Consider the following 22,824-nt stretch of genomic DNA (forward strand, 5'->3'; position numbering starts at 1 on the left):
GAAATGCCAACACCATTGGCCTTGTCGGTGTGCCTACGACCTTTCCAAGACCGACCGTCTCTATTCTCACAAAAATTGCCAATTGGCTTCGCCGGCGACCTTCGCACGGCACGATTGGGTGGCACCGACGGCGATGCCGTTGCATCCGCCGACTCACGGGTGCGCTGAACAATGCCTGTGTTGGGCCTAATCCTTGTTCCGTAAATCCTCGTCGTCGACGTAGATGACAAGACGGTCGTATACGTCGCGGCCGCGAGACAGATAACACCTAAGTGTCCCATTTCTACCGGTTGAACTGGGCCGAACTGTGTGACATTCTTGTGCAGCAAACAAACATCATCTTTCTGGCCGGCTGAAAGAGGATCCGCGACCAAGAATTTCCGTACAACAACGGGAGCGATTGACCCAAAGATATGTTCCGGCGTAAAGTCCTGCACCGTCCTGAATCGCACAGCGGGGGGAACGCGGGCTTGTCATACCGACCGACGGGGTGCGGTGCGGGACACCTCGGGTATGAGCGCGGGAGCGATCGGTGATGCGCTATCTGCTGCGCCCACTCGTCGGATTGGCCTCGATCGTTGGGGTCGTGGCGGTTTTCGCGTTGGCGGCGAGCCTGTTTCGGGGTGACTTCGCCGATACCGTTCCGGTGACCGTGATTTCGCAGCGAGCCGGGCTGGTGATGAATCCGGATGCCAAGGTCCAAGTCCGCGGCGTCCAGGTGGGCCGCGTCGCATCGATCGAATCACTTCCCAGCGGTGAGGCGGCGCTGCATCTGGCGATGGATCCCTCACGCCTCGACGCCGTTCCGGCCAACGCACTGGTCGACATCGCGTCACCGACGGTCTTCGGCGCCAAGCAAGTGCAATTCGTCTTCCCCGACGATCCGTCACCGCAATCGCTGCGCGCGGGTCAGGTGATCGAAGCTCAGCATGTGATGGTCGAGGTGAACACCGTGTTCGAGCAGCTGACCTCGGTGCTGTCCACGATCGAGCCGGCGAAGCTGAATGCCACCCTCGGTGCGATCGCGCAGGCCGTTTCCGGCCGGGGGCAGAAGTTCGGCCAGATGCTCTCGGACCTCGATTCGTACCTCGCGACGCTGGAACCCAGCCTGCCCGCGCTGAACCGCGACCTGGAACTGGCTCCGGGCGTGCTGCGCGCATATGTCGACGCGACAGGGGATTTCGTGTCGATCGCCGACAACGCGGCAAGCATCAGCGAATCCATCGTCGACAAACAGGACGACCTCGACGCGGCGCTCGTCAGCGTGATCGGGCTGGCCGACGTCGGCAACGAGGTGATCGGTCACAACCGTCAATCGCTGACGGACGTCGCGCGGCTATTGGTCCCGACCACGGCGTTGACCAACGAGTACAACCAGGCGTTGTGGTGCGCGCTGGCCGGAATGGTCGAGGCGTCGCACCGGCCACCGCTGAAGGCGCCGGGAGTCGAGGTGTTGGCCGGCTTCCTGTGGGCCCAGGAGCGGTACCGCTATCCCTTGGATCTCCCCAAGGCCGGCGCCGAGGGCGGCCCGCAGTGCACCGGGCTGCCGAAGCTGCCATTCGAGGCGGTTGCGCCGTATGTGGTCGCCGATACCGGAACCAATCCGTGGCGACGCACCTACCCGGGCATCATCCTCAACGCCGACATCATCAAGCAGATCATGTTTCCCGACACCGAAACCGCTGGGCCGCCCCGCAATACAGCACAGATCGGGATGCCCGGATGAGGCGTTCGCTGCGGCCGACCCTGATCAAGTTCGGGCTCTTCGCGCTCGTGATGACGTTGCTGACCGCATCGCTGTTCTTCATCTTCGGCCAGTACCAGACCGGCAGCACCAAGGATTACACGGCCGTGTTCGCCGACGCCTCCCGGCTGAAGACCGGACAGTCCGTGCGGGTCGCCGGGATGCGGGTCGGAACGGTCAACGGCGTCAAACTCCGTCCGGACAAGACGGTGCTGGTCAGCTTCGACGCCGACCCGAATGTGCGCATGACCACCGGTACACGGGCGGCGGTCCGGTACCTGAACCTGGTCGGCGACCGATACCTGGAACTGATCGAGGGACCGGACGGAACGCCGCTTGCGCCCGGTTCTGAGATCCCCTCGGAGCGGACGCAGGGCGCACTGGACCTCGACCTCCTGCTCGGCGGGCTCAAACCCGTTATCCGAGGGCTGAATCCAGAAGATGTGAACGCGCTGTCGGCGTCCCTCATCCAGATCTTCCAGGGGCAGGGCGGCACCTTGCAGTCCCTGCTGAACAACACCTCCGGTTTCACCACGGCGCTTGCCGAGCACAACCAGACGATTCAGGCGCTGATCGACAATCTCCGCACGCTCCTTGTCACCCTGAATCGGGAGGGCGACAAGTTTTCGGGCACGATCGACCGCCTGGAGAAGCTCGTCACGGAGCTGGCAGCGGAACGTGACCCGATCGGCACCGCGATCGAGTCGCTGAACAATGGATCGGCGTCGGTGGCCGATCTCCTCAGCGATGCGCGCGCACCGCTGGCGGGCACCGTCGACGAACTCGCCCGGCTGGCCACCAATCTCGACTTCCAGAAGGACCGGCTCGACACGAGCCTGCAGAAGGCGCCGGAGAACTATCGCAAACTGATCCGGACCGGGTCGTACGGCAGCTTCTTCAATTACTACATCTGCGAGCTGAAGTGGCGGGTGACCGACCTGCAGGGCCGCACCGCCGTCTTCCCATGGATCAAGCAGGAAAACGGGAGGTGCACCGAACCCTGATGCTGAAATACCGTGGCAGGCAACTCATCCGCGCCGGAATCCTCGGCGTGGTGCTGATCGTCCTCGTCATCGCCGTCGGGCTCGCTCCGGAACGACTGGTGTCATGGGCGACCGCGGTGCGGTATCAGGCGCAGTTCACCGACGCCGGGGGGCTGGCAGCGGGCAACGACGTGACGATCTCGGGCATCAAGGTGGGTACCGTCTCCAGCGTTGCGCTCCAAGGACGCAACGCATTGGTGACGATGGTGGTCGACGGCTCGGTAGCGCTGGGATCGGACACCACCGCACACATCCGGACCGGAACCCTGCTCGGTGAGCGGGTCGTCACCCTGGAATCCAAAGGCGGGGGGTCGCTGCACCCGATGGATGTGATCCCCGTGTCGCGCACCGCATCCCCATATTCGTTGACCGAGGCGGTCAGCGAGCTGACGAGCAATACCGCGGGCACCGACACCGCGTCGTTGAACCAGTCGTTGGACACCTTGGCGGCGACCCTGGACCAGGTTGCACCGCAGCTGGGCCCGGCATTCGACGGGTTGACCCGGGTGTCCAAGGCGATCAACGACCGTGATGAAACGCTGGGGGACCTGCTCGAGAACGGCGCCGACGTCACCGAGATCCTGTCGGAGCGCAGCCAGCAGGTGAACACGCTGATCCTCAACGCCAACGACCTGGTGTCGGTGCTGTCGGCGCGGCGCTACGCCATCGTCGAACTGCTCGCGCACACCTCGGCGCTGTCCCAGCAGCTGTCCGGCCTCATCGCCGACAACGAGAAGGAGCTCGCCCCCACGTTGGAGAAGCTCAACGGCGTCACCGAGATCCTGGAGCGCAACCGCGACAACATCGCCAAGGCGCTTCCCGGGCTGGCGAAGTTCCAGATCACGTTGGGCGAGACGATCGGTAACGGCCCGTACTACCAGGCCTACATCCCCAACATCTTCTTCGCCGAGATCTTCCAGCCGTTCTTCGATTACGCGTTCGGGTTCCGGCGCGGGGTCAACGCCGGCCAACCGCCCGACAACGCCGGACCGCGCGCCGAGCTTCCGTTCCCGTACAACGGAATTCCGATGCCCCACGAGCAGTGGGGGCCGGGCCGATGAACAACGCCTGGGTGAAGCGTGCACTCGCGGTCGCACTGGCGGTGGTGCTCGTCGGCGGGGTCGTGATCCTGGTCCGGCAGACCGTGTTCCGGCCCACGACCATCACCGCCCAGTTCACCACGGCCACCGCCATCTACCCCGGTGACGAGGTGAGAATCGCCGGGGTCAAGGTGGGCTCGATCGAGTCGATCAAACCGCTCGGCACCCAGGCGGAGATGAGGCTGGCCCTCGACCACGGCATCAAGGTGCCCGCTGACGCGAAGGCGGTGATCGTCGCCCAGAACCTGGTCTCGGCGCGATACGTTCAGCTGACGCCTGCCTACGAATCCGGACCCGCGATGGCCGACGGCGCCGTGATCCCGTTGGACCGCACGGCGGTTCCGGTCGAATGGAACGAGGTCAAAGAGCAGCTGATGCGCCTGGCGACGGACCTCGGCCCCGCCGAGGGCATGTCGACCGGTTCAGTCGGCAGGTTCATCGACAGCGCGGCCAACGCGCTCGACGGCAACGGCGACAAACTGCGTCAAACGCTTGCGCAGCTCTCCGGAGTCGGTCGCATACTCGCCGACGGAAGCGGCAACATCGTCGACACCATCAACCACCTGCAGGCGTTCGTCTCCGCGTTGCGCGACAGTAACGAGCAGATCGTGCAGTTCCAGGACAGGTTCGCGACGTTGACAAGCGTGGTCGACGACAGCCGATCCGATCTGGACGCCGCATTGAGGAATCTGTCCGACGTCGTCGGCGAGACGACCAGGTTCATCCGGGGCACGCGCGACCAGACCGCCGAACAGATCCAGCGACTGGCAAACGTCACGCAGAACCTCGTCGACAACCGCATGGCGCTGGAAAATGTCCTGCACATCGCACCGCACTCGATTGCCAACGCGGTCAACATGTTCGACCCGCGCACCGGGGCCGCCAGCGGCGTGTTCGTGCTCAACAACCTGTCGAATCCGGTGTGGGCGTTCTGCGGCATGATCGGAGCGCTGCAGAACGTCACCTCGCCGACCACCGGCAAGCTGTGCTCGCAGTACCTCGGGCCCGGCCTGCGCACAGCGAGCATCAACAATGTGCCGTTCCCGTTCAGCCTGTTCCTGACGTCGAACCCGCCGCCGTACATGCTGCGGTATTCGGAACCGGAGTTGATGCCCGGTGCGGGTGGGCCCCCCGACGATCAGCCTGAGCCCCCACCCGCGGTGTCGGCCTACACGGGAATCGGCGACATACCGCCGCCTCCGGGTTGGGGAGCGCCACCGCCACCGCCGGGTATCCCGCCCGCACCACTCGCTGCACCCGCACCACCCGGTCCGCCGACCCTGCAGAACATGCTGCTGCCCGCCGAGCGGCGGGATTCGCCGGTACCTCCGGCATTACCGAATTCGCCGGCACCGCCGGCACTTCCGAATTCGCCGGCGCCGCCGGCGGGGGCGCCCCCGGCTCCGCACGTCGGAGAACCGTCATGATCGGCCGTCGTACCGTGGCCACAGGGCTGACGCTGCTGCTGACGCTCACCGGGTGCTCGTTCCAGGGGGTGAATTCGTTGCCGCTCCCGGGGGCGGTGGGCCGGGGGCCGGACGCCAGCGTCTACCACGTCGAACTCGCCAACGTCGGGACGCTGGAATCGAATTCGCCGGTGATGATCGACGACGTGGTGGTCGGCAGCGTGGGCAGGATGACGTTGCACGGCTGGCACATCGACCTCGAGATCTCCGTCAAGCCCGACGTCGTGGTGCCTGCCAACGCCGTCGCCACGGTCGGTCAGACCAGCCTCCTGGGCTCCATGCACGTGGCGCTGGACCCGCCGCCGGGTGAGGAGCCGAGCGGCAGGCTCAGTCCGGGCGCCACCATCGGTCTCGACAAGACGTCGACCTACCCGTCGACCGAACGGACGCTGTCGTCACTGGCTGCGGTGGTCAACGGCGGGGGACTCGGCCAGATCGGTGACATCATCGCCAATTTCAACACCGCGCTGTCCGGACGCCAGGCAACGGTGCGCGACCTGATCGCCCGTCTGGACACCTTCGTCGGGACCCTGTACCGGCAGCGCGACAACATCATCGCCACCATCGAGGAGCTGAACAGGTTCTCGCAACGGCTGGGTGATGAACAGCGGGTACTCACCCGCGCGCTCGACAAGATCCCGCCCGCGCTCGACGTGCTGATCCGCGAACGGCCCAACTTCACCACCGCACTGAACCGGTTGGGGCAGTTCAGCGATACGGTTTCCGGCCTGATCAACGACACGCAGGCCGATCTCGTGACGAATCTGAAGAACCTGGAGCCGACGCTGCGCGCGCTTGCCGACGTGGGCCCCGAGATCGACACGACCCTGGCTTGGCTGCCGACGTTCCCGTTGAGCCAGAACTTGATCGACCGCGGGGTGCGCGGTGATTACGTGAATCTGTTCGTCACGGTGGACTGGACGAACGCGCGGCTCAAGCGTGGATTGCTGCTCGGTACCGCGCTCGGGCAGAACCGCGCGTCGTTGATTCCCGCGCCGGGTGATCCCGGGTACGACTCGTACTACACCAAATTCCCTATGGGCGTCGGCACCTCGCCGCCCTTCGGCCCGATCCCGAATACTGCCCCCGCCCCATGGGAGCCGGGGGGTGGTGGCTGATGTTGCCGCGGATGGTGCGCATCCAGCTCGTGATCTTCTCGATCGCGTCGATCATCGGTGTGGTCGCGATGGTGTTCGGCTACATGCAGGTGCCCACCCTGCTGGGCATCGGGAAGATCACCGTCACACTGGAGTTGCCCTCGTCCGGCGGGCTCTACCGGTTCGCCAACGTCACCTATCGCGGCGTGCAGGTCGGCAAGGTGACCGAGATGGACGTGTCGCGCACGCGGGCCATCGCGACGCTTCGCCTCGACACGGCACCGAAGATTCCGGCCGATCTGCAGGCCGAAGTGCGCAGCGTCTCCGCCGTGGGCGAACAGTACGTCGAACTACTCCCGCGCACCGACTCCGCACCGTACCTGGAAGACGGATCGGTGATCCCGATGGCCGACACCACGATCCCGCAACCGGTGAGCCCGATGCTGGAGCAGGTGAACACCCTGATCGCGAGCATCCCCATAGGCCGGCTGACCGAGTTGATCGACGAATCGTACAAGGCGTTCAGTGGGGCCGGCTTCGACATGGGTTCGCTGGTGGATTCATCAGCCACGCTCTCGGAAGCCCTGAACGAGGACGCGTCCCGCTCCGCGAGGTTGGCCGAAGATTCGGTGCCGCTTCTGGATTCGCAGGCCCGCTCGACCGACGCGCTGCGCGTGTGGGCACGAAGCCTCGCCGGTATCACCGGACAGGTCGTCGCCGACGACCCGCAGATCCGCACACTGTTGGAGGAGGCCCCCGCAGCGGCGAACGAGGTCTCCGGGCTGCTCGAGCAGATCAAGCCGACCCTGCCGGTGCTGTTGGCCAACATGACCACCATCGGTCAGGTGGCAGTGACCTATCGGCCGTCGTTGGAACAGGTGCTGGTGCTGTTGCCGCCGTTCGTGGCCAACGTGCAATCGTCGGCTCCCCAGAACAATCCGACCGGTATCGCCCTGGGTGACTTCCGTATTCAGATGGCGGACCCCAACCCGTGCACCGTTGGCTTCCTGCCGCCCTCGCAATGGCGGAGCCCGGACGATCAGACCACGATCGACACGCCGGACGGCATCTATTGCAAGCTGCCGCAGGACTCGCCGATCGTCGTGCGGGGCGCACGCAACGCGCCGTGCATGGGGGTACCCGGCAAGCGGGCGCCCACCGTCGAGCAGTGCTACAGCGACAAACCCTACGAACCGCTGGCGATGCGTCAGCACTCAGTGGGGGCGTATCCGATCGACCCGAACCTCATCGCACAGGGTGTGCCGCCCGACGACCGAGTCACGGCTGACGAGAACCTTTTCGCTCCGCTCGAAGGCACGCCACTTCCGCCCGGCGCGGTACCGCGGGGTCCGCTCCCGCCGATCCCGCCTCCGCCGCCGGCGCCAGGCGCACAGATGCCGTCGTTGCCGCCGAACGCGATACCGCCCCTGGTGTCGCATCAGGTGGATCAGCAGGGTGCCGCCGCGCCTGCCCCCCAGGCGGCGACCCCACACGGGTCACCGCCGCAGGGCCCGCCGCCGCAAGGACCGCCGCCGTCGGGGGCGGTGCCCGCGACGCCGAGTTCAGTTACCACCGCTCCTATGGAGGGACCATCCGTCGCCATCGCGCACTACGACCCCCAGACGGGTCAGTATGCGACGCCGGACGGAAACGTCGGCCACCAAACCGATCTCGTGCAGACCCCGAAGTCCTGGCAGGAGCTGATCTACGAAGGAGGGGCGCGGTGATACGGGCGTTGACGATCGTGGCGAGCATCATCGCGGCGGTTCAGTTTGCGCCTCCGGCGCAGGCGCAGAACGAGGTCGCGATCAACGGCGTCTTCACCGCGTTCTCCGACGGCCGATGGGCGACGACCAACGACTCGCGGCACGACGAGGCAAGCGTCACACAGACCTGGACCATCACCTCGACGTGTACGACGTATCAGGACTGCACCGGGCGGGTAGACAGCGACCAGGGCTGGAGTGCGGAGGCGGTGTACATGAGCGGCCGGTGGAAGGTCACCAGGACGGTCCCGGACTGGGAGCCCTGCATCGACGGTACGGCCTACCCGGGTAAGCAGGCGTGGGTGTTCTGGCTAGGTTATCCGCCGGACCCCAACAAGTACGTCGGGTGGGACAAGACCGAGGGGCCCAGCGGCGCCTGCGGATTCAACAAGGTGCTCGACATCGAGATGCCGTTCACGCTGACCCGCGTGGGTTGAATGCGTGCCGAGGGATCGTCAGCGGCAGGTCGATCGAGCTGAGCAGACCCGGTTGTGCCGCAACGACGTACGGGATCGCGTTGATGACACGCATCGCCGTCGCGACCATCGCTCCGGCGCCCGAGGTCATGCTCTCGATGGCCGCATCCTTGCGGTCGCGGACGGTCGCCGCCATCGTGCATTCGATGTCGGGCTGGCCGGTGATGACAATGCGGTAGCCGAGCGCGTCCGGCATCGTCGGCCACTCGGGGGCCACGTCGGGCGCCAAGCGGGTGACGTGTTCGATCACGATCGCTTCTCGGCCGTCGACGATGCCGATGGCCTGCATGCGCAGGGCGCCGCACGTGCCCGCCTCGACGGTGCCCATCGCCACCTCGATTGTCCGCTCGGTCACCGCGCGGTCGAACGTCTCGCGGACCTCTTGCACCTCGACGCCGAGAGCCTCGGCGACCATGCGGATCTGCCCCTGCCATTCGCCGGAGATGGCACCGGGAAACGAAATCCACGGCTGGTAGTCGAGCGGCCGCCCGAATCCCAAAGCGTCGCTCATGATGTCGGGAACACCGTAGTCGTCGTAGAGACCGATCTCGTAGGCGTGGATCTTCTCGATCTGCGAGGACTGCGTGCTCAACACCAGCGGTAGGTAGTCGGCGACGAATCCCGGTTCGATACCCGAGGCGTACAAGGAGACCTGGCCCTCCTTGGCCGCCGCGGCCAGTTGGTCGCGCCACTCGGCCGGTTCGTAGGCGTGCGGGTTGACCAGGTGGGTGGTGCTGGTGGTCACCACGTTGATGCCGGAGCTGAGCAGCTTCACGTAGTCCGGGATGGCGAGCGCATCGCGTTCGGGCCCGCTGGCGGCGTAGACGACGCAGTCCGGTTCGAGCGCGATCAGCGCGTCGGCATCGGTGGTGGTGGTCAACCCGATCGGTTGTCCGTTGGCGAGTTCACCGGCGTCCTTGCCGTCCTTGTCGGGGGAGTGCACCCACACCCCGACGAGATCCAGGTCGGGCCGCTGGGAGATCGCGCGGATCGCGATGGACCCGATTCCGCCGGTCGACCAGACCACGACGCGGTGCTTGTCTCCGGACATCGATCCTCCTCGGAGAGCGCGAGATGGCGACAGAGCCAGCGCTGAGAATAGCATCCACTATTAATGGAAACCAGAACAAAAATTAGGTTAGAGTCGGTCGTCGTGAATGCCTCGGGCTTGTTGCGGCGCTGATGTTCACGCTGCGTTTCGACATGCGCGCGCCCGCCTTCGGAGCGCCGGCGACCGAGCTCTACGCGGCCGCTATGCAGATGTGCGGGTGGGCCGAGACGCGCGGGGCGGTGATCGCCGTGCTGTCCGAACATCACGGCACCGAGGACGGCCACCTGCCCGCGCCGCACCTGCTGGCGTCGGCGATCGCCGCGCGAACCACCCGCCTGGCCATCTTGTTGGCCGCCGTGCCCATCACCTTCTGGGACCCCGTGCGCCTGGCCGAGAACATCGCGGTGCTCGACATCGTCAGTCGCGGCCGCGTCTCCTATGCGTTCGGGATCGGCCACCGTGCCGAGGAGTACGAGCATTTCGGCGTGGACATGCGCCGGCGAGGTGCGCTGGCCGATGAATCGTTGGCGCTGCTGCGGCGGTTGTTGACCGGAGAGACGGTCGAGGTCGACGGGCGCCGCGTTGTGGTGACACCACCGCCGGTATCCCCTGGCGGGCCGTACATGCTGATCGCCGGGGGTAGCAAGGCCGCGGCCCGGCGCGCCGCCCGGCACGGGCTGGGCTTCATCTCCCAGATCGCCTCGGACGACTTGAAACAGTTCTACGAAACCGAGTGTCGCAACAACGGATTCGAACCCGGCCTCATGCAGTTTCCCATCGCGGGTGCCCCGACGACCGTCTTCGTCGCCGACGATGTGGATGCGGCGTGGCGGGAGCTGGGACCGCATCTGCTGCACGACGCGGTGATGGCCGCCTCCTACCGGCACGGTGACGATGCGGTGGCGAGTATCTCGACGGCGCAGACCGTGTCCGAGCTGCGGGAGGCCGGTGGGCCCTACCGCATCTTCACATCCGAGGAGGCCGCCGAGTACGTCCAGGGCGGCAGACCGCTACCGCTGCTTCCCCTGTGCGGCGGCCTACCGCCAGATCTGGCTTGGCCCTACCTCGAGCGCGCCGCACGGGTGAGCGCGTCAACCTGAGACAGGAGGATTCGTGACAACACCGCTGAGGACCGTGGTCTGGGCGACGGGCGGCGTCGGGTCGATCGCCATCGACGCGATCGGCAGCCGACCGGACCTCGAGCTGGTGGGGGTGTGGGTGCACTCCGAGGACAAGATCGGCAAGGACGCCGGGGAGCTGGCCGGTGGTGAGCCGATCGGGGTGACGGCGACCAATGACGCCGACGCGTTGGTCGCGCTCCAGCCAGACTGCGTCGTGTACGCCGCGAGCGGCCCCGAACGCGATGCGGGTGCGGTGCCCGACTACCTGAAACTCCTGGAAGCCGGGATCAACGTGGTGTCGACATCGTCGACGACGCTGATCTATCCGCCCGCCTACTACTCACCGGAGTGGCGCGACCAGATGGAACAGGCGGCGAAGAAGGGCGGCGCATCGTTCTACGCCTCGGGGATCTTTCCGGGCTTCGGTTCTGATCAACTCGCGCTGGTCCTTGCCACGCAGTCGAAGCGGATTCGGTGCCTGACCGTCACCGAGGTCGCGCTCAACGACCACTACCCGGTGGCTGACGTGATGATGAACGGCATGGGCTTCGGCCATCCGCTCGATTTCGAACCCCTTCTGAAGACTCCGGGGTTCATCGAAATGGCCTGGCGGGCACCGATTCACCTGATCGCGGCGGGGCTCGGCGTGGAGGTCGAGGAAGTCCGCGGGACCCTCGACCGTCGCGTGACGGAACGCGACATCGAGGTGGCGTTCGGCACGATCAAGGCCGGGACGTGTGGTGCGGTGAGCACTCGTGCCGCGGGCGTGGTCAACGGCAGGGAAGCCATCGTCGTCCAGCACATCATCCGGATGGCGCGTGATGTGGCGCCGGACTGGCTGTCCTCGGAGTTCGACGCCACCTACCGCGTCGACATCGACGGTGATCCCGACATTCACTGCGCGATGAACGTCGGCGCCGCCGAGGGCCACGGCGCGGGGCACGCCGCGATGGCCGCCACGGCGATGCGTGTGGTCAACGCGATTCCCTATGTCGTGGCGGCACCCGCCGGTCTGTTGAGCTCGCTTGACCTGCCGAACACGTTGCCCCGGCATGCTTTCGGGTGATCGGAAGTGTTCACCATCCGCTTCGACATGCGCGCCCCGAGCTTCGGCGCGGCTACGACGGACCTGTACGCGGCGGCGATCGACATGTCGGCGTGGGCCGAGCGACACGGTTGTGTGGCGGCGATCCTGTGCGAGCACCACGGCTCCGAGGACGGGTATCTGCCCGCACCGCTGATGTTGGCATCGGCGATCGCGGCCCGCACCGAGCGGTTGCTGCTGAATGTGGTGGTCATCGTGCCGTTCTACGATCCTGTCCGGTTGGCCGAAGACATTGCGGTGCTCGACATTCTGTGCAACGGCCGGGCGTCGTATGTGTTCGGGCTGGGTTATCGGCCCGAGGAGTTCGATCACTTCGGACTCGAGCGGTCGCGCCGGGGTGCGTTGGCTGACGAGAACCTCGCGCTGCTGAGGTCGCTGCTGAGCGGCCGACCCGCCGTCCACGCCGGCCGTCGTATCACGGTGTCACCACCGCCGTGCACCGACGGCGGGCCGATGCTGATGTGGGGCGGTGCGAGCCTTGCGGCGGCGCGCCGGGCCGGCCGATATGGTCTCGGACTTCTCGCCAACGGCAGCGTGTCCGGCATGCGGGAGGCGTACGAAGCAGCGTCGCGGGAGCACGGGCACGAGCCCGGCGCGATGCTGTTGCCGCCACCCGACACGCCCACGGTCACCTTCCTCGCCGACGATGTCGACGCCGCGTGGGAGGAGCTCGGGACATACTTGCTGCACGACGCCCGGATGTATGCGCAGTGGAACCCCGGCAACAGCGCGTCCGCCGGGATTTCGGCGGCGCGCGATGTGGAAGAGCTGCGTAACGCCTACACCTCACACCGGATCATCGACACCACCGAGGCGATTGAAATCGTGTCGGGCGGTGGGTTTCTGAACCTTTCACCGCTGTGCGGCGGTATTCCACCCGAGATCGCTTGGCCGTACCTGAGGCGAGTCGGCGATGTGCTCGCGAACCTGACCACGACGAGAGGGAGCAACCCATGACCGACACGAACACCGTCGACCTGTATTACGACCCGTTCGATTTCGACATCGACGACGATCCGTACCCGATCTGGAAGCGGATGCGCGACGAGGCGCCGCTGTATTACAACGAGAAGTACAACTTCTTCGCGCTGAGCCGCTACGACGACGTCGCCAAGGGCCTACACGACTGGGAAACCTACCGGTCGGGCAAGGGCACCACGATGGACGTCATCATGAGCGGTGTCGATGTGCCACCCGGGGTGATTCTGTTCGAGGATCCGCCGCTTCACGACATTCACCGACGGGTGCTGTCGAAGGTCTTCACGCCGCGCCGGATGGAGGCCATCGAAGACCTGGTACGCCAGTTCTGCGTGCGCGCGCTCGACTCTTTGGCCGGCGCCTCCCGCTTCGACGTGATCGGCGATTTCGGGGCGCTGATCCCGATGCGGACGATCGGTTACCTGCTGGGCATCCCCGAGCAGGGCCAGCAGCAGATCCGCGACAACACCGACGCCTCGATCGGGCTGAAAGAGGGTAGTTTTCAGGCGGTTTCGGCTGCGACGTTCGAGAACGCCTATCAGCTGTTCGCCGACTACATCGAATGGCGGGCCGAGCATCCGTCGGACGATCTGATGACGCAGTTGCTCAACGCCGAGGTCGAAGACGATGGCCGGCTGCGGCCGTTGTCGCGCATCGAGGTGCTGACCTACACATCCATGATCGCCGGCGCCGGTAACGAGACGACGACCAGGCTGATCGGTTTCATCGCCCAGATGCTCGCCGAGCACCCCGATCAGCGACGCGAACTCGTCGAAGATTTCTCGTTGATCCCGAAGGCGATCGAGGAGGTGTTGCGCTATCAGGCGCCGTCGCCGGTACAGGCCCGATACGTCGCTCGGGAAACCGAGGCTTACGGGCAGACGATTGCCGAGGGTTCGGTGATGTTGTTGCTCAACGGTTCTGCCAACCGTGACGAGCGGCGTTACCCAGACGGGGAGAGTTTCGACATCCATCGCGGCGGATCACACCTGTCGTTCGGGCAGGGGCTGCACTTCTGCCTCGGCTCATCGCTGGCCAGGATGCAGGCCAGGGTCGCACTCGAGGAGATGCTGCGCCGGTGGCCCGAGTGGGAGGTCGACTACGCCGACGCCGCCATGGCTCACACCTCGAGCGTGCGAGGGTGGGGCAAGCTGCCGATCACCGTCGGCTGACGCGGTCACTGGGTTCGCGAGCGCGCATCGTTGTACGGTTGGGACCCCTTGTTTCAAGGGGTGGGCGCTCGCGCAGAGTTTGGCGCCCTCAAGCCGAGCGCGTGGTGACTCCGCGCAGCAGGGTGTCGCGCACATGGATTTGCGACGCCCGGGGGCCCAGATCGTGGAGGAGGTTCTCCGGGATCCACGACACCCCGATGACGACGCGTGCCAGCGTCTCGTTCGACGGCGCGTCGACCGCGATCTCACCCGACCGAATCCCGGCGGTGAGTAGGGATCTCATCTGGCGGACGCGTTTGGTGAACAGCCATGCGATGTTCGGAGTGTCCGGAGGGGACTGCCGCATCCATGCCAGCTGGATCCGGAACTCGTCGCCGAAGTGGGCGAGGGCATTGGTGTGGATCCAGCTCAGCGCATCGAGCTTCTCGACGGCCGACGAGTCGGACCGCAGCACGCTGGTCCACCCCACCTCGGCGACCTTCTCGCCGAACGACTGCATGATCGAGGCCAGTAGTTCCTCTTTCGACCCGATCAGGCGGTACACCGTTCCGGTGCCGAGGCCCGCAGCCGATGCGATGTCGCGGATCGTGGTGACCTCGTACCCTTTTCGCCCGAACTCGGCACGGGCCACCGCACGTACATGCGCGGCCTTGTCGTCACGGGCGTTCTGCTCATCCTCGATCCACGATTTGACCGCGTCGTCGGCGGCGATGAATGCGGCGGATCGATCGAGTTCGGCGTCGGTCGGCGGGACGGTGGCCAGGCCTTCGAGCAGGATCCGGCACAACGTGGCCGCGACCTTGTCGGCGCCCGCACTGTGCCGAATGACATCGAGTCCGACCTGGCGCATCGACTGGACGACCCGGTCGGCCAGGACGGGCAGGTCGACATCGGGCCGCAGATAACCACTCCACCGCGCGGCACGCAGCGTCTGCACCATCGCCTCGAGAATCTTCGCCGGGCGCTGTTGGGCCAGTGCGGCCAGTTCGGGGTTCGAGGTCGGTGTTTCGTAGAACGTCATCTGTAGCGCGGCGCTGTGGGTGACCGCGCACTGGGCGATCGCGGCGCCCAGCTCCACGATCCGATCGAACGCCGACAGCGGGGCGGGGTCGTCGAGCCGATCGAGGGCGTGATCGGCGATGCGATCGAGATCGTCGTGGTAGCGCCGAAGCAACTCGACGAGGATCGCTTCCTTGGACTCGAAATGGTGATACAGGCTGCCCGGCAGGATCCCTGCGGCGTCGGCGATCTCCTGGAGTGAGGTTCGCAGCCCGGACGTGGCGATCAACGACGCCGCTGTCTGCAAGATCTCGGTCCGCCGGGTGCCGTCGTCGTAGGAATTGCCTGCATGCTTCGCGAGGTCGGCCTTCGGCGTCACACGACGCCCCACAGCACCTCCAACACCAGGCTCCCGTCCACCTGTTTGGTCGAACCGACCCAAAGTTTGGTTAACGCTACCAGAGCCGAGCCGGTGCACAGTGTCGCTCGAGGTGAAAGCGGGGATTGCGGCACCGCTTGGTCACGAGCTGGCCGGGGAGCGAACGGGGTGCAGCGGGCGCTCGTAGGAGATGTCGGTGCGGTCGTGTGCGACGGTGAGGATATCGGCGAGAAATCCCATGGTCTCGTCGGTGATCAGCGTCGTCCCCTCGGTGTGCCATTCCACGACGCACACCCGCGCGGCGATGGCCCACCGGCCGTCGCGGCGCTCGAGCCGGTCGATATAGCGGCCTCCGTTGACGGTCAAGTGGTTCGCCGGGGCGCGGTCGGTGCCGACGAACAGATAGTAGGTTTCGGCGTGGGCCTGATCGCCGGCGATGTCCGCGGTGTGGTTCACCAGGTAGTGCTGGTAGCGGGTCTGCGTCTCGTGGTACGCGAATGCCCAGTCGATGAATTGGTCGACGGGGCCGACGAACCCGATGTGCTCGTCGACGGCGCCGTCGTGGTAGGCCGAACGCACCAATTCGCGGTCGCGTCGGTCCATCCCGCGCGCGTACCGCTGCATACAGTCGAAGATGTCCGCGCGGTCGCACAGCTCCTGCAGTCTCTCGTTCACAGCGCTGTCCCCTCCCAGGTGTCCACGGCGACCACCTCGGAGATCGGTCGTCGTTGCGCCGGGCGGAACCGGACACCGGGTCGAAGCCGGGCGACCGGCAGCAGGCAGCCTTGTACGTAACTTTCCGGGATGTCGAGCAGATCGCGCACCGCTGCCTCGTGAGTCAGGTGCAGCGTCGTCACGCACGTTCCGTAGCCGCGCATGTGAAGCGCGAGCGCGAAGTTCCATACTGCTGGGAAGATCGAACCGTACAGCGTCGCCTGGTAGAAGGACTCGTCGCCGTCGACGCGCGGCAGATACGGTTCGTAGCAGGGGATTACGAGAAGCGGGACCTTCGCCATGTTCTCGACCAGCCACTCGGTCGAGGACATGATCTTCTTGCCGGGTGTATCCGGTGGCAGCAGGTCGGCGATCAACTGGCCGCCGACTTTCTGCAGATAGGCATCCCGATAGAGTTCGGCCAGCCGCGCCCGGAGCCTTTCGTCGAGTACGGCCACCCATCGCCAACTCTGTTGATTCGAGCCATTCGGGGCGTGCATCGCGATCCGAAGACACTCTGCGACCACGTCGCGATCCACCGGGGCGTCGAGGTCGAGCGACTTTCGAGCCGACCTGGTCGTCGTGAGGAGCTGATCGGTATCGATTGGGGGGCTCCTTGTGGTGGGGCTTCGTGCCGAAGATAATGCGGAACAGATCTTTGGTCAATGCTGCCGTGGCCCGTTCGGGCAGCGACGTCAGCCGGTGACGCCGAGGCGCCGGGTCACCGCGAACACCTCGTCGTAGATCGATCCCGGAATGGTGAACGGCTCCGTCGCTGCTACGTCCGTGAGATGCTCGGCGATGTCCTCGGCCGTCGGATCACCGTCCCGTGGTGCCAGCCAGCCCTCGCTCAGCCCGATGAACACCCTGGCGAACCGGCCCGCACAGGCGGAGAAGTTCTGATGGCTGACATCGCAGGCCCGGCTGGCCAGGTACACCACGAGCGGAGCGACGAGCTCGGGACGGATAGCGGCGAAGAAGCCGTTGTCCTCGAGGGCTTTCGGGTCACCCAACGTTTCGGTGACCATGCGGGAGATCCCGAAGGGCAGGACGGTGTTGGCGCGGATTCCGTGCGGCTCACCTTCGAGCGCGATGACATTGGTCAGGCCGACGATGCCGGCCTTGGCCGCGGCGTAATGTGCCTCCAGATGCTGGCCGAACATGCCCGCGGACGACGCGACGAACACGAGCCGTCCGTAACCCTGCGCCTTCATTGCTCGATAGGCGGGCTGTGACAGGTAGAACGCGCCGTCGAGATGGACGGACAGCATGCGTCGCCAGTCGTCGGGTGTCAGTTCGTCGAATGCGATGGAGTTGAAGATGCCCGCATTGCTGATCACCGCGTCGAGCCGGCCGAACGCGTCGACGGCGGTCCGTACGATCGCCGCACCGCCCGCCGGGCTGTCCACCGAGTCATAGGACGCGATGGCCGTCCCGCCGGACGCGGTGATCTCGTCGACCACCTGATCGGCGACCGCCGTGTCCTTCCCGGCACCGTGCATGGTTCCGCCGAGATCGTTGACGACGACCGACGCACCGCGCCTTGCCAACTCGAGCGCATAGACACGGCCGAGCCCGCGACCCGCGCCTGTGACCACGGCGACCTGGTCGGTGAAATCGATCATCGTCCCTCCGGCGATTGACGGCGGTCCGGCCGGACTCTACGTTGGAACAGATATTTGGTCAACGAGAAAGGGCGCGCTCGATGCCGAGCGAGGACGCCGATGATCCCAAGCGCTTGGCGCTGCTGGCCTCGGCGCTGGCCGGCCGCACGGTAGCGGTTGCCCCGGCCGCTGCTGGTGAACCGGCGTGGACCGACGGCGTCACGGTGTTCGTCGACGCATCAGCCGGCGCGCACCGCCAACTCGAGTCGGTCACGGTGCAGGCGTCGCTTCTGGCCAGTGGCGGGTTGGACCCGGACGTGGTGCGAAAACTCGTTCGGCGTCCAGCGCTGGCGCGGCGGTATCTCGCGGTCGAGGGCCAGCGGGCGCTGTCGGTGAACGACGACCTGCTGCCGTCGCGCGTCCGTTCGCTCCTGGACTGCGAACTGGCGGCGCGCGCGGATTCGGCGGTCGGCTCGCTGAAGCTGGCGGGGGAGCACCGTGACATCGCCGATCCGCCCGCGGGCTTCGGCGTGATCAAAGCGCAGAAGCTGTTGGCGGCGCGCGCCGTCGCCGCGCAGGTGGAACCGGCCGGCGGGCATGCGCCGCGCCGCGAATCGAACAGAGAGTTGGCCGAGCTCGGCGACGATGACGAAGTCGCCGATGGTGAGGACGTGATCGACCCCTTCTCGAGCCCAGTCGGCGGAGGCGGCGCGCTCGGCAAGCTCCTGAAACGTATGACCAAGAGCGTGCGGAAACTCGCCGGTGGCGGCACACCTGGCGCTGACACGCCAACCCATAGGTCCCGCAAGGGACTTCGCGGTGCGGGCGCAGTGACGTCGGGTGCGGCCGGGGCGGTGGACGCCGACGGCTGGGATGCTTCCGACACCGAGGGGCGCACATACCCCGAGTGGGACTTCCAACGGCGCCGCTACCGAGCGGACTGGTGCACGGTGCTCGAAATCGAGGCTCCCATCGAGGAGGGACAAACGCTGGCACGTCCGGATGTTCACGCGTTGCGGCGGCCGCTGACCCGTCTGGGTATCGGGCTGGACCGATGCCACCGGCAGACCCAGGGTGACGACATCGATGTCGATGCCGCGGTCGAGGCGCGCGTGGAAACCCTGGCGGGTTCGACGCCGGACGAGGCCGTCTACCTCGACAACCTGCGTAGACGACGCGACCTGGCGGTGCTCATCCTGCTCGACATCTCTGGATCGGCCGGGGAGGCGGGCACTTTCGGGCAGACCGTGCACGAACAGCAGCGGGCGGCCGCGGCGGCGCTGACGATCGCGCTGCACGAACTCGGAGACCGTGTGGCGCTGTACGCATTTCAGTCGCAAGGCCGCTCATCGGTCAATCTGATGCCGGTCAAGCGCTTCGACGATCACCTCGATGCCATGGTCATGCGGCGCCTGGGCAGCCTCACCGCCGGCGCCTACTCACGGTTGGGGGCGGCGATCCGCCACGGTAGCGCGGTGATGAGGGAGAAGGCCGGCACGTCGCGTCGACTGCTCGTCGTGCTGTCCGACGGTTTGGCCTACGACCACGGCTACGAACGGCTGTACGGTGCGGCCGACGTCCGAAAGGCACTGGGTGAGACTCGCCGCGAGGGTATCGGCTGCTTGTGCCTGTCCATTGGGGCGGCCACCGACTCAGGTGAGCTGGGCAGGGTGTTCGGCAGTGCCGCGCATGCGTCGATTCCCAAGCCCGCGCAGTTGGCCGGCGTGATCGGTCCGTTGTTCCGCTCGGCGCTGCGCACCGCCGACCTGCGTCGGCGCGTATCGACTGCGACTACACCTTGAACCAAACATCTGTTCCGCGCTAGGGTCCTAAGCGAGCCCGAATCGAAGGGAAGCCATGCAGGTGAAGCCCCCGCGGCCCTACTACGTGCCCGTCGCGAACGAGGAGCAGGTCTTCAAGGCCGCATACCAGCAGGGGCTCTCGATCGCGCTCAAAGGTCCCACGGGCTGCGGCAAGACGCGGTTCGTCGAGGCGATGGCATACGACCTGGATCGTCCGCTGATCACCGTCGCCTGCCACGACGACCTGACCACTGCCGATCTCGTCGGCCGGTTCCTCCTGCGCGGCGGTGAGACCGAGTGGGTCGACGGGCCCCTGACGCGTGCGGTCCGCGACGGCGCCATCTGCTATCTCGACGAGGTCGTGGAAGCCCGCCAGGACACCACCGTCGTGCTGCATCCGCTGGCCGACCACCGTAGACAACTGCCGATCGAACGGCTGGGGATAACGCTGGACGCGGCACCGGGGTTCTGCCTGGTGGTCTCCTACAACCCGGGCTACCAGAGCGTGCTGAAAGACCTCAAGGACTCCACCAGGCAGCGGATGGTGGCGATCGAATTCGGTTTTCCGACAGCCGACGTCGAGGAGAAGATCGTCGCCAGCGAAGCGGGTATCGCCCACGACCGTGCCGCAGAACTGGTCCGGCTGGGCCATGCGATCCGGAGGTTGGAGACGGGGGGCCTCCGCGAAGTCGCTTCGACGCGGGTCCTGATCGCCGCGGGCCGGCTGATCGCCGAAGGCCTGACCCCACGGGATGCGGCGCGCGCCGCGATCGCCGGTCCGCTCACCGATGACGCCACCGTGACCCGCGGTTTGGTCGAGATGATCGACGCGTACCTGGTCGACCAGGCTCCGGACCATTGACCGCGATCATGACCCTCGCTACTGTCTGAACAAATATTAGGTTTCATCAACGGAGGTGGCATGTCCTACGAGAGCACCGCGGAACCAATCAAGTTCGGGTACCTCATGGACTTCAAGCTGCCCGACCTCTACCCACAGGAGATGAAGGAAGATCTGTCCAATCCCTTCGAGCTGATCTTCGCCGAGGCCGTTGAGAACGGAGTGATCGATCGGCCCATCGAGATCATCTACAAAGAGGTCGAGGGGCTGCCGAAAGGTTCGGTCAAAGCGGTGATCGACGCCTACGGCGAACTCGTCGACGAGGGGTGCCTCGCGGTGTTCGGTCCGCACATCACCGATAACTGCGTACCGACCCGCGAGGCCATCGAGGAGAGGTTCCGGGTGCCCGCGCTCAGCGTCACCGGCAGCGACGCCTGGCTGGGGGAGTGGACGTTCGCGTTTCCGCAGGGGTCTTTGACCGACGAGCCGATCTTCTGGGCAGATCTTCTGGCCAAGGGCGGGCACCACGAGGTCGGTGTCCTCATGGAGCAGTCACTGGTCGGCGAGACGTACGTGAAGAACTTCCGGACGGCGTGCCGGCGCAAGGGGATCCGGATCGTCGCCGAAGCCGCGATCGCGCAGACGGCCCAGGATGTCTCGGAAGCGGTGCGCACACTGTATGAGGCCAAGGCACAGGCCGTGGTACACGCCGGTTTCGGGTTCGGCATCGTGTTCGTCAACCCGGCCCTGGAAGAACTCGGTTGGGATCCACCGCGGTTCACCAGTACGGCGTTCCAGAACGCGTGGATCAACCCCATCATGTGGAACGCGTTCATGGGGTGGACGGGCGTCGACCAGTACGACGAGGGCAACCCCGTCGGTCAGCGGTTCCTCGACAAGTACCAGGAGAAGTTCGGTCGCCGACCGGAATACTGTGTGCCCGTTGTGAATTGCGATGTCGCCTCGGCCCTGCTACGTGCGTGCGCCGATGCTCATCCGCTGAGCCCGCGGGGGGTCAAGGAGGCGCTGGAACGCGTCAAGATGATGCCCGCCGCCGCGGGCGCGCCGGGTACCCGCGTGTCGTTCGGCAACTGGACGCGGCGAGCCTGGATGGGCGCCGGATACCTCGTGGCCCGGAGGCTCGATGCCGACGGCGTCAACTCGCATCTCGTCGACCGCTTTGGTGAGGAGTAGCCCCGTGACCACCGAAACACCGAAGGCCGACCCCACGCCTGCGCCCGCTGAAGCACCGAAGCGCAATTGGCTCGGGCCGACGATCTCGGTGGCCGCGCTCCTCGCCATCGCGGTGTTCTTCGCCGTCAACACCCGCAAGGGGCCGGGCTCACCGCGGATCGCCAATCCCGATGTCGAGGGGACACCGCGGCCCGTGGAGGTGCTGTTCGGGTGGAGCACCTCCACCTGGGTGGTGATCCTGGAGACCTTCACCGTGATCACGATGGCCGTCATCGTCACGCTGTGGGTGGTGCACTGGCGGCGCAACCCACACAACCCGACGCTGCTGATGGCGTTGGTCACCTCGTTGATCGTGTGGCAAGACCCGATCATGAACTGGTCGCCGTTTGCGGTCTACAACCCGGAACTGGCGCACCTGCCCGAGGACTGGCCGCTGGTGTCACTGTCACCGACTGTCGAACCGTTCGTGGTTCTCGGCTACGTGATGTTCTACCTCGGGCCGTACTTTCCGGCCATCTGGATCCTGCGCAAACTGCAGGCCCGCAGGCCCGTTGACTCGTTCGTCTGGCGTCACCCGCTGATCAGCCTGGCGGCCATCATCTTCCCGATCGGCGTGGTCGTGGACGCGGCGCTGGAGATCACCCTGGTGCGCACCGGCATGTACATCTATTCGCAGGTGCCGCCGTGGGCATCGGTGTTCACCGGAGATACCTATCAGTTCCCGTTGATCTGGGAAGTGGTGGCGGTGACGTTCGTGATGATTCCCGCAGGTGTGCTGCTCTACCGCGACGACACCGGTAAGTCCGTTGCCGAGAAGCTCGCTCAGCGGGCCCGCATCTTCGCCTCGAGGCCCAGGCTGGGCACGTTCATCGTGATGTTCGTGATCATCAACATCGCCTATTTCTGCTATGGCGGGCTGTTCGCGATCGTGAAGGCGACCAAGATCTCCACCTCGGTGGCCTGCCCGTGGCCGTATCCGGAAGTGAAGGTCTATGACCCGCAGGGCTTTTACGAAGCGAACGGCCAACCCGGCCCGTACTCGGTCGGGATCATGTCCACCTGGATGAGTGGACAGCCCGACGGGCGTCCGCAGGTGGAACTGGGTGAGAAGAGCGACCGGTGCGCGCCGGAAAACGCCAATGGGTGATGGGCGCTTGCGCGCAGAGCAGACG

20 protein-coding genes are annotated in these 22,824 nt (G+C 65.9%); 15 read left to right on the top strand and 5 right to left on the bottom strand.

Annotation, left to right across the window (positions count from 1 at the left end; all coding sequences use genetic code 11):
• Positions 1-535 precede the first annotated feature (535 nt).
• Genes AU072_RS16905 through AU072_RS16935 form a run of 7 tightly spaced genes read left to right on the top strand, consistent with a single transcriptional unit; the run spans position 536 to position 8,653 of the window.
• Positions 536-1,726 carry an MCE family protein gene (locus AU072_RS16905; protein WP_064414846.1) on the top strand — a complete coding sequence of 397 codons (1,191 nt, stop codon included), beginning with the start codon at positions 536-538 and terminating at the stop codon, positions 1,724-1,726.
• Positions 1,723-2,748, top strand: coding sequence for an MCE family protein (locus tag AU072_RS16910; protein ID WP_064414847.1), 1,026 nt, complete (start codon positions 1,723-1,725; stop codon positions 2,746-2,748). The genes AU072_RS16905 and AU072_RS16910 overlap by 4 nt, the downstream gene beginning before the upstream one ends.
• Positions 2,748-3,848 (top strand): MCE family protein, encoded by a 1,101-nt coding sequence (locus AU072_RS16915; protein ID WP_064414848.1) that lies wholly within the window; start codon positions 2,748-2,750, stop codon positions 3,846-3,848. The genes AU072_RS16910 and AU072_RS16915 overlap by 1 nt, the downstream gene beginning before the upstream one ends.
• Positions 3,845-5,314: an MCE family protein gene (locus AU072_RS16920; RefSeq protein WP_064415018.1), complete on the top strand. Its 1,470-nt coding sequence runs from the start codon at positions 3,845-3,847 to the stop codon at positions 5,312-5,314. The genes AU072_RS16915 and AU072_RS16920 overlap by 4 nt, the downstream gene beginning before the upstream one ends.
• Complete coding sequence (locus tag AU072_RS16925; protein WP_064414849.1) at positions 5,311-6,471, top strand: MCE family protein; 1,161 nt, start codon at positions 5,311-5,313, stop codon at positions 6,469-6,471. Before AU072_RS16920 ends, AU072_RS16925 begins: the two co-directional genes overlap by 4 nt.
• Positions 6,471-8,177 carry an MCE family protein gene (locus tag AU072_RS16930; protein ID WP_064415019.1) on the top strand — a complete coding sequence of 569 codons (1,707 nt, stop codon included), beginning with the start codon at positions 6,471-6,473 and terminating at the stop codon, positions 8,175-8,177. Before AU072_RS16925 ends, AU072_RS16930 begins: the two co-directional genes overlap by 1 nt.
• Positions 8,174-8,653, top strand: coding sequence for an Rv2253/PknI dimerization domain-containing protein (locus tag AU072_RS16935; protein WP_067390853.1), 480 nt, complete (start codon positions 8,174-8,176; stop codon positions 8,651-8,653). Before AU072_RS16930 ends, AU072_RS16935 begins: the two co-directional genes overlap by 4 nt.
• Here AU072_RS16935 and AU072_RS16940 read toward each other — a convergent pair.
• On the bottom strand, positions 8,631-9,743 hold the full coding sequence (locus AU072_RS16940; RefSeq protein ID WP_064414850.1) for an NAD(P)H-dependent amine dehydrogenase family protein: 1,113 nt from the start codon (positions 9,741-9,743) through the stop codon (positions 8,631-8,633). The genes AU072_RS16935 and AU072_RS16940 overlap by 23 nt on opposite strands.
• A gap of 131 nt (positions 9,744-9,874) precedes the next feature.
• Between AU072_RS16940 and AU072_RS16945 the strand changes: the two genes are divergently transcribed.
• Genes AU072_RS16945 through AU072_RS16960 form a run of 4 tightly spaced genes read left to right on the top strand, consistent with a single transcriptional unit; the run spans position 9,875 to position 14,119 of the window.
• A complete protein-coding gene (locus AU072_RS16945; RefSeq protein ID WP_064414851.1) occupies positions 9,875-10,843 on the top strand; it encodes an LLM class flavin-dependent oxidoreductase in 969 nt (322 codons plus the stop codon).
• A 13-nt stretch (positions 10,844-10,856) separates the two neighbouring features.
• Positions 10,857-11,930, top strand: coding sequence for an NAD(P)H-dependent amine dehydrogenase family protein (locus tag AU072_RS16950; protein WP_064414852.1), 1,074 nt, complete (start codon positions 10,857-10,859; stop codon positions 11,928-11,930).
• Positions 11,931-11,936: 6 nt separating this feature from the next.
• Positions 11,937-12,926, top strand: a complete 990-nt coding sequence (locus AU072_RS16955; protein WP_064414853.1) for an LLM class flavin-dependent oxidoreductase — start codon at positions 11,937-11,939, stop codon at positions 12,924-12,926.
• Positions 12,923-14,119, top strand: coding sequence for a cytochrome P450 (locus AU072_RS16960; protein WP_064414854.1), 1,197 nt, complete (start codon positions 12,923-12,925; stop codon positions 14,117-14,119). Before AU072_RS16955 ends, AU072_RS16960 begins: the two co-directional genes overlap by 4 nt.
• An 88-nt stretch (positions 14,120-14,207) precedes the next feature.
• On the opposite strand, the gene AU072_RS16965 is transcribed toward AU072_RS16960, so the two are convergent.
• From AU072_RS16965 to AU072_RS16980, 4 genes are all read right to left on the bottom strand, one after another.
• The gene (locus AU072_RS16965; protein WP_234787673.1) at positions 14,208-15,497 is read right to left on the bottom strand and encodes a TetR/AcrR family transcriptional regulator; all 1,290 of its coding nucleotides are present in this window, start codon (positions 15,495-15,497) and stop codon (positions 14,208-14,210) included.
• Positions 15,498-15,638: 141 nt separating this feature from the next.
• The gene (locus AU072_RS16970; RefSeq protein WP_067390835.1) at positions 15,639-16,172 is read right to left on the bottom strand and encodes a nuclear transport factor 2 family protein; all 534 of its coding nucleotides are present in this window, start codon (positions 16,170-16,172) and stop codon (positions 15,639-15,641) included.
• Positions 16,169-16,816, bottom strand: a complete 648-nt coding sequence (locus tag AU072_RS16975; protein ID WP_064414856.1) for a nitroreductase family protein — start codon at positions 16,814-16,816, stop codon at positions 16,169-16,171. The genes AU072_RS16970 and AU072_RS16975 overlap by 4 nt, the downstream gene beginning before the upstream one ends.
• Before the next feature lie 90 nt (positions 16,817-16,906).
• Complete coding sequence (locus AU072_RS16980) at positions 16,907-17,836, bottom strand: SDR family NAD(P)-dependent oxidoreductase (protein ID WP_064414857.1); 930 nt, start codon at positions 17,834-17,836, stop codon at positions 16,907-16,909.
• A gap of 80 nt (positions 17,837-17,916) precedes the next feature.
• Here AU072_RS16980 and AU072_RS16985 point away from each other — a divergent pair, with 80 nt between their 5' ends.
• From AU072_RS16985 to AU072_RS17000, 4 genes are read left to right on the top strand one after another with little or no spacing between them, the layout of a single operon-like run.
• Positions 17,917-19,617: a nitric oxide reductase activation protein NorD gene (locus tag AU072_RS16985; protein WP_064414858.1), complete on the top strand. Its 1,701-nt coding sequence runs from the start codon at positions 17,917-17,919 to the stop codon at positions 19,615-19,617.
• Positions 19,618-19,672: 55 nt separating this feature from the next.
• A complete protein-coding gene (locus tag AU072_RS16990; protein ID WP_064414859.1) occupies positions 19,673-20,479 on the top strand; it encodes a CbbQ/NirQ/NorQ/GpvN family protein in 807 nt (268 codons plus the stop codon).
• A 60-nt stretch (positions 20,480-20,539) separates the two neighbouring features.
• Positions 20,540-21,652 carry an ABC transporter substrate-binding protein gene (locus AU072_RS16995; RefSeq protein ID WP_064414860.1) on the top strand — a complete coding sequence of 371 codons (1,113 nt, stop codon included), beginning with the start codon at positions 20,540-20,542 and terminating at the stop codon, positions 21,650-21,652.
• A complete protein-coding gene (locus tag AU072_RS17000) occupies positions 21,603-22,799 on the top strand; it encodes a spirocyclase AveC family protein (protein ID WP_407937609.1) in 1,197 nt (398 codons plus the stop codon). Before AU072_RS16995 ends, AU072_RS17000 begins: the two co-directional genes overlap by 50 nt.
• Positions 22,800-22,824: the final 25 nt, after the last annotated feature.

Origin of the sequence: Mycolicibacterium novocastrense (genome assembly GCF_001499835.1) — a bacterium.
Classification (GTDB): domain Bacteria; phylum Actinomycetota; class Actinomycetes; order Mycobacteriales; family Mycobacteriaceae; genus Mycobacterium; species Mycobacterium novocastrense.